Annotated in this window: 8 protein-coding genes; all 8 read right to left on the reverse strand. The window is 38.5% G+C overall.

What is annotated here, in order from left to right; genetic code table 11:
- Positions 1-296: 296 nt before the first annotated feature.
- Positions 297-1,271 carry an Mn/Fe ABC transporter substrate-binding lipoprotein EfaA gene (gene efaA / locus AKA01nite_RS09045; protein WP_146925003.1) on the reverse strand — a complete coding sequence of 325 codons (975 nt, stop codon included), beginning with the start codon at positions 1,269-1,271 and terminating at the stop codon, positions 297-299.
- Positions 1,272-1,297: 26 nt separating this feature from the next.
- Positions 1,298-2,143: a metal ABC transporter permease gene (locus AKA01nite_RS09050; protein WP_146925004.1), complete on the reverse strand. Its 846-nt coding sequence runs from the start codon at positions 2,141-2,143 to the stop codon at positions 1,298-1,300.
- Positions 2,136-2,882, reverse strand: coding sequence for a metal ABC transporter ATP-binding protein (locus AKA01nite_RS09055; protein ID WP_146925005.1), 747 nt, complete (start codon positions 2,880-2,882; stop codon positions 2,136-2,138). Before AKA01nite_RS09055 ends, AKA01nite_RS09050 begins: the two co-directional genes overlap by 8 nt.
- 246 nt (positions 2,883-3,128) lie before the next feature.
- Complete coding sequence (locus tag AKA01nite_RS09060; RefSeq protein WP_146925006.1) at positions 3,129-4,190, reverse strand: HRDC domain-containing protein; 1,062 nt, start codon at positions 4,188-4,190, stop codon at positions 3,129-3,131.
- Between the two features lie 125 nt (positions 4,191-4,315).
- Complete coding sequence (locus AKA01nite_RS09065) at positions 4,316-4,762, reverse strand: DUF4385 domain-containing protein (protein ID WP_146925007.1); 447 nt, start codon at positions 4,760-4,762, stop codon at positions 4,316-4,318.
- 121 nt (positions 4,763-4,883) lie between these two features.
- Positions 4,884-5,654 carry an ABC transporter permease gene (locus tag AKA01nite_RS09070; RefSeq protein WP_146925008.1) on the reverse strand — a complete coding sequence of 257 codons (771 nt, stop codon included), beginning with the start codon at positions 5,652-5,654 and terminating at the stop codon, positions 4,884-4,886.
- A complete protein-coding gene (locus AKA01nite_RS09075; RefSeq protein ID WP_146925009.1) occupies positions 5,647-6,582 on the reverse strand; it encodes an ABC transporter ATP-binding protein in 936 nt (311 codons plus the stop codon). The genes AKA01nite_RS09070 and AKA01nite_RS09075 overlap by 8 nt, the downstream gene beginning before the upstream one ends.
- A 283-nt stretch (positions 6,583-6,865) precedes the next feature.
- Positions 6,866-7,309 carry an OsmC family protein gene (locus AKA01nite_RS09080; protein ID WP_146925010.1) on the reverse strand — a complete coding sequence of 148 codons (444 nt, stop codon included), beginning with the start codon at positions 7,307-7,309 and terminating at the stop codon, positions 6,866-6,868.
- Positions 7,310-7,496 lie beyond the last annotated feature (187 nt).

The following is a 7,496-nucleotide window of genomic DNA, read 5'->3' on the forward strand; positions in this document are numbered from 1 at the left end:
TGCACTTTTGGGACTAAAACGTCGAACTCAGAAGTTATAATTGTTTGAGTGTGCACTTTCGGAAGCAAAATGTCGAACTCAACACCCAGCAAGTTCACGAGATGGATGATAAAGAGAATCGTGGAGTTTCAAGTGAACACACGCGCTTTTAAAGCGCATATGAACTCTAAAAAGATCTTCAATAATGGTGAAACTGACGCTGCGTCAGTTTCGTCTTCTTAACATTATTTGATTTAAAACTTTATACGCGCCTGAAACGCAAAAAAAGAACCTCGAAAGGTTCTTTTTTAGTTGATTTATTTTTTATCAAGTGGTTCAGCTTCACCTCGGGTTTGGCTCAAGCCATCATGGATTTTTTCAATATTCCATTTCACCATATCATAATAAGAGTCGCCTGGCTCTCCTTCTTTTGCAATCGAATCTGTGTAGATCGCGGTATAAATAGGGAGACCCGTTTCTTGAGAAACACGTTCCATACTTCTAGGATCAACGCTTGTTTCAACAAATAGAACAGGTGTTTCTGAAGATTTTACTTTGTCGATGATTTGCTTCATCTGTTCTGGTGTTCCCTGATTTTCTGTGTTGATTTCCCAGATATAGCCGGCCTCGATTCCATAAGCTTTAGCAAAATATTTAAAGGCACCTTCACTGGTAACGAGTAATTGTTTATCTTCAGGAATATCATCAAAGGCTTCTTTTGCTTCGCTATCCAGTTCAGTCAGTTTTTCAACATATGCGTCAGCATTATCTTTGAAAGCTGCTGCATTTTCAGGATCTTTTTCAGAAAAAATCCTTTCAATTTCACGAACATATTTTATACCATTCTGTAAATCCAACCATGCGTGTGGATCAGCTTGGTCAGTCTGCCCCTCACTTGTCAGGAATAACGGTTCAACCCCTTTACTTAGCGCAAAATAATCTTCATCTTCTACTTTTCCAGTCGTATCCATCAAATCATCAAACCAGCCATTCCCTGTTTCCAAATTCAATGCATTGTACAGCACGATATCAGCTTCTTCTGATTTCTGGATGTCGTCAGGTAAGACCTCATGTTCGTGCGGGTCAGTACCGATCGGAACGAGACTGTGTATGTTGACCAGTCCTCCACCAACTTGTTCTGCCATATCTGCGATAATGGAGTTTGTCGCGACAACGTTCAAATGTGATTCGTCTGTTCCAGTAATTTCTTGATTCGCACTACCACTATTTCCGCATGCTGCTAAAGTTATTAAAACCACCGTACTTAATACAACTTTAAGCCAATTTTTCATTGTTTTTCCCTTCTTTCGTAATGTAATTAATTTCTACTCAATCTGTTTCGAACGATCAATCCTTTTTTCGGGGCGAATAAAAACGCAAGCAAGAAGAACACTGCAGCAGTTAAAACAATAGTCGCACCGGATGCCAAGTTATAAGAATAGCTGAAGAATAGTCCAATGATCGAACTCAACATCCCAATCAGAGCAGATAGAACGATCATGATTTTCAGGTTGTCTGTGAGTAAATAAGCAGTAGCCGCAGGCGTTACCAGCATGGAAATGACCAGTATCGTTCCGACTGTTTGCAAGGAAACGACGGCTACCAAGGTCAGTAAGAACATCAAGGCATAGTGAAAGAATTTAACAGGTAGTCCCGCGGCTTTTGCCATCACAGGATCAAAGGATGTCAACTTCAACTCCTTAAAGAAAATAAGGATAAAGATAAGTGAAATAACCGTGACAATAGCGGTCAGTACGATATCCGAATCCCGAACAGCGAGGACGTTCCCGAACAAGATATGATATAAGTTGGTCGCACTTTCAGCAAAGGAAATGAGAATAATCCCGAGTGCAAAAAAACTGCTGAACACAATGCCAATGACGGTATCGTTTTTCAATGTACTTTTTTCTGTAATGTATCCGATCAAAATAGCTGTCAATATTCCAAAAAAAGAAGCCCCAAAAACATAATTCAAACCGAACATATAAGATACTGCTACTCCCGGCAGTACAGAGTGAGAAATAGCATCTCCCATCAACGACATCCCACGCAGTATAATAAAAGCACCGAGAATTCCTGATACAAATCCGACAAGCAAAGAGGTGATCAAAGCATTTTGTAAAAACTGGTAATTCATCAATCCATCAACAAAGTTATTAATCACTGATTACCCCTCCTGTCAGTGCCTCTACGAATCCAGTTCCATAGATATTACCCAAATATTGCTTAGTAAAGACTTGATCGACCGGACCGTCCGCAATGACCTCTTCATTTAACATAACTAAATGGTCAAAATATTTGGTTACTTTACTTAAGTCATGGTGAACGATGACCATTGATTTTCCCTGGTCACGCAGTTTCTTCAATACGTCAATAATCACTTCCTCACTCACGACATCGATGCCTACAAAAGGCTCATCAAGAAAGAACCACTCCGGCTGTTGTGCGATGGCACGTGCAATAAACACCCGCTGCAGCTGTCCTCCTGACAATTCGCTGATCTGGTGATCGCTATACTCCTGCATATCCACTGTCTCCAGCGCTTCTTTTGCCAATTGTTTTTCTTTTTTTCCTGGACGCTTGACTAACCCCAATTTTGGGTAGGTACCCAGCAGAACGGTGTCAAAAACGTTTATGGGAAAAGTCAGATCAAGGTCTTGTCTCTGTTCGACATAGGCGATGTCTTTCTGCACCTGTTCCAGCTTGTTTCTACCAAAAGAAACGGTTCCCTGGTAATCTATCAGACCCAGCATACTTTTCATTAACGTTGATTTCCCAGCACCATTAGGCCCAATTATTCCAGTAATTTTTCCACTTGGTATAGAAATATTCACATCCTGCAGCGCTATTTTATTTGAGTAATATACATTTAAATTATTTATTTGAATCATAGCATCTTTCATTTTACAACCTTCTTAAAATTATTTTTAGCATACCCTAAACCACGTTATTAGTTTAGCCCTCTTGATCTATTTTGTCAAGGGGACAAGTCTTTTATTTAGCTATCGAAGTACTTTGCAAAATGTAAAAAAGGCAGAAACTTATAAGTCGCTACCCTTTTTAACGTTCTGACATCCGCGTGATTTATTATAATGTCTTCAATCGAATTGTTATAATAATTTATACAACTAATTTTTAAGTGGTTTGTGTTATTCGTTTGTTGCATGTTTTTCAATGATTTGGATAATATCTTGCCCGTATTTTTCCACTTTGGCAGCTCCAAACCCATTGACTAGACGAAGTTCTTTCTTGTTTTTAGGTCTTTTTTCTATAAGTGCTTTTAACTGTTTGTTGCTGAAAATATAAAAGGCTTTGATCGCTTCCTGTCGGCTTTTAATCAGCCGATAATTTTTCAATTCACTATATAACCTGTTATTCTGTTTGGATAATCCCATTTGTGAAGCAGACTCATTGTCAGGGGGCAAGTAGCTTTGTTCAGGTATAGCTGACTCACTTATCTCACGTTTATAAGGTTCGTACTTTGAAGTATAATCTTTTGAAATGTCTTTATGCAGGTCCAGATAGGATTGTGCCCAAGCCAGCATTTTTTTATCCGATATATTCAATTCTTTGGATTGATCATTCGTTTTTTTTATGAAGTTTATAAGTTGATCAGCTTTTATGACTTTTTCCTTGACTTCTTTTTTTGCATACCGGGCACTGAGAACGGTTTTAGGATTTGCCAACACAACAACGGACTTATATGTATCGTTGAAAATTACTTTTGAAAGAGTTCTAGCCAGCATATTGGTCTTACGGGCACTGTTGACTTTTTTGACCAGATCCATATGTCGCTGATTCTGAGTGATCGGCGAGTAGATACCTTCTCTCTTTTTGATTCCCTTATACTGAATGGTACGGATAAAATCTCCCGCATTGTTGATAGTGATATTTCCGTAGAGATTTTTACATTCTATGATAAAGCAGAGCTTTTTTGTAAAAACCATATAATCGATTTGGGCACTTGTGCCATCCAGTTCTAAGTAAATATCATGTAATATATACATCGGTAGATGACTATTCTTCAGTTCAAATTCAAGACTTTTTTCTCCAATGATGCCGTACTCTAAAAATTTAATATCTTGCCTTAAAATTTTTCTGCCTTTTTCGTTTAATGCCTCTTCCAAATTTTTAAGTTTCTTTAACTGTATCTCAGCATTGCTGTCCTCTTTAAGAAAAACCGGTTCAGATAATCTGTTAAATAATCCCACGTGTCGATCACTCCCTTACTATAATAAATCCTTGATTTTACATTGTTTTTATAAAATTATACCATAGTAAGAGAATATATATATATTGATTTATAAAGATAACTTTATTTGTGTCCTTTACTCACTCAGCCATACTTTTTCTGATGTTCTTTCTTTAATTTGAGATACTCTTCATCTTCTCTGACGATTTTCCATTTCTCTTCAAAAATGGCTGCGGATTCTGCTTTTTCTTCGTCGATATCTCTTTCTTTCACTTCACCGTTCTCATCATATTTTTTGCCGCCTTTGTAGTTGGCATAACGTCTGGATCTGGTGTAACCCATCTGGAGGTATTTTCTGGCCATGTCCATGCCCACAAAGTCTCCGTCTTGTTTGTAATCCAGATACATCTGATAAATCTTTTCCGATGATTCCTTTGCTATTTCAGGCGTTTTGAATCGCCAGTGCGGAAGGATCTCACTTTTGTAAGGTTCGACCATTAATACGCCCTGCTCACCTCTGCCTACTCTGTAGAGTTCCGGCTGTTTGCGAAAATCGATGTTGTCAAAATCTAAATCGTAATTGAAAGCCAATGTGTTCACCTCTCCAATAATATTTATTCCATTAATTAGAAATTTGTACTACTTACCTAATCTATATACTTAAAGCAGCTCTCTCTTCATTAAGAAAAGCTGCTTCAGAAATACTATACATTTAACTTCTCAGTCCACGGCCTCTTTCGATCAAATACCAGTCAATTGTGTATAAAACGGCAATAAATAAAGTCAATATGATAAGTGTCCATACAATAGGCACGTCAATGACACCAAGAAAGCCGTATCGAAAGCCTGAGATCATATAAACGATCGGGTTGACTCGTGATACTGCGCGCCAGAAGGGTGGCAAGAGTGAAATAGAGTAAAAGACGCCACCTAAGTAAGTCAACGGCTGAAGCACAAAGGTCGGTACGATCGAAACATCATCAAAGGACTGGGCGAAAATACCGTTCAATAGTCCTGCAAGTGAGAATAGGATCGATGTCATTAAAAGCGTTACGATGATCATGACCCATGAAAAAGCTTGCAGCGGTACAAAGAACAGCGAAATCAGTGTAACGAGTGCCCCAACTAAAATACTTCTTCCCATACCTCCAACGACAAACCCCCACATAATAATGTGCGTCGGTACGGGCGCGATCAATAATTCCTCGATATTTTTCTGGAATTTCTGAGAAAAAAAGGATGAAGATACATTGGAATAAGAGCTAGTAATGACTGACATCATAATGAGTCCCGGTACAATGAATTCCATGTAAGAAAAGCCTTCCATCTCTCCGATCCGTCCACCAATCAGGTTACCGAAGATAACGAAATACAATGACGTTGTAATGACTGGCGGTACCAGTGTTTGTACCCATATTCTCAAATAACGGTTTGTTTCTTTAATAGCCAGACTCTTTAGTGCCGTGTAATACATTTTAAGCATTGGCAGTCTCCTTTTGTTTATTTTCTTCGGTTATTTTAAGGAACAGCTCTTCCAAGCGGTTTGATTTGTTGCGCATGGACAGGACTTTTATACCCTGTTCAGTCAATTGTTCAAACACGCCATTGACGCCCTGATTACGCTCGACTTCTACATGAAGTGTCGAATCGTCAACGAGTTTACTCGAATAGCCAGTGATTTCTGGTTTATTTACATATTTATCCAAATCAAAGATAAAAGTTTCATACATTAATTTAGCCAATAAGCTTTTCATGCTGGTATCTTCGATGAGTTCTCCGGCTCTAATGATCCCGATATTCCGGCAAAGCATTTCTGCTTCTTCAAGGTAATGTGTCGTCAGGATGATCGTCGTTCCGCTTGCGTTCAGTTCTTTCAAAAACTCCCACATTTCACGGCGAAGTTCGATATCCACCCCTGCAGTAGGTTCATCCAATATAAGCAGGCGCGGCTCATGCATCAGAGCACGGGCGATCATCAGCCGGCGCTTCATGCCTCCTGAAAGCATGCGGGCACGGACATGCCGTTTCTCCCACAAGTCCGACTGTTTTAAATATTTTTCACTTCGCCTCAGTGCTTCCTTACGCGGGACACCATAATATCCTGCCTGATTGACCACGATCTGCTGGACTGTTTCAAAAGGATTGAAGTTGAACTCCTGAGGAACCAGCCCGATCTGCTGCTTGGCACGTGTCAGTTCATGATCTATATCATAACCAAATACCTTTACGCTACCTGAAGTTTTGTTGACGAGCGACGTGACGATGCCAATAGCTGTAGATTTTCCCGCACCATTTGGACCTAAGAGGGCATAAAAGTCGCCTTCTTGAACGGTTAAGTCGATTCCACGCAGTGCTTTCACTCCCCCTTTGTAAATTTTTTCTAAATGCTTTATTTCCAGTGCATAAGTCATCCATTTAACTCCTTATTTTGTTTTCATTTCACTTATATTTATTGATATTTAGTTTTCATTATAGCATGCTCAGACTACTTCTTTTAAATGTCTGATTATTTTTTTAAAAAAAAATCAGGATCTCAGCTTCATACTAAGATCCTGGTTCCAATGTATCTACTTATTTCAATTAAATGGGTCAACGGACTAAACGAGTTGTTTTTAACGGAATATATATCAAAAAAAACAGAGAGATTTGGAATGATTACCTTTTCCAATCTCTCTGCTATGTTAGTATCTTTAATTATTTATTTAAGTGTAGAGTATGTTCGAATGTGGCTGGATTGACCAACGTATCATTTACTGGACAAGTATTCGATACAAATTCGATAAACTTGTTGATTTCTTCTTCCGTATTATCTGCCTCGATATGGAAATGTTCAATTATTTTAGAATACCCAATTTTAGCGTTGGGATCTTTTCCTAAATAACCGCTTGGATCAAACTCCCCTTCAAAATCGATACGGATACTTTTCAGATTTATCTTATGCATTTTTGCATAAGCTTGAGCAACAATACATTTACATGCCCCTAACGCAGAGAGTAAAGCTTCCATTGGATTCATTCCTTGATTTGTTCCACCATCAGATTCGGGTTCATCCAAAATGATTTCGTGATCGTTGGCTGTAGCTTTCACCTTCAATCCGCCCATTGATTCTGCACTTGCTTTGAGAAACATTTTTGCCATTTTTCTCTTCCTCCTTAGTCTTATTGTGAATATTTTAACATAATTTACTTTGCTTATCAAGTAATCGTTTTCAATAGATTTTACTTTTTTACAGCCTCATTCAGAAAAACGCGAATCCACTCTTTTCATCAAGAGAAAGAACCGCGTTTTCATAATGGTTTTATATATTTCAATTAAATCGATTCCC

The sequence above is a fragment of the Alkalibacterium kapii genome (assembly GCF_007988865.1).
Lineage (GTDB): Bacteria > Bacillota > Bacilli > Lactobacillales > Carnobacteriaceae_A > Alkalibacterium > Alkalibacterium kapii.

Bases quoted from the DNA above. Each gene is read 5' to 3' on its own strand.
- efaA (WP_146925003.1), bottom strand. From the start codon at position 1,271: ATGAAAAATTGGCTTAAAGTTGTATTAAGTACGGTGGTTTTAATAACT.
- AKA01nite_RS09055 (WP_146925005.1), bottom strand. From the start codon at position 2,882: ATGAAAGATGCTATGATTCAAATAAATAATTTAAATGTATATTACTCA.
- AKA01nite_RS09070 (WP_146925008.1), bottom strand. From the start codon at position 5,654: ATGCTTAAAATGTATTACACGGCACTAAAGAGTCTGGCTATTAAAGAA.
- AKA01nite_RS09075 (WP_146925009.1), bottom strand. From the start codon at position 6,582: ATGACTTATGCACTGGAAATAAAGCATTTAGAAAAAATTTACAAAGGG.
- AKA01nite_RS09080 (WP_146925010.1), bottom strand. From the start codon at position 7,309: ATGGCAAAAATGTTTCTCAAAGCAAGTGCAGAATCAATGGGCGGATTG.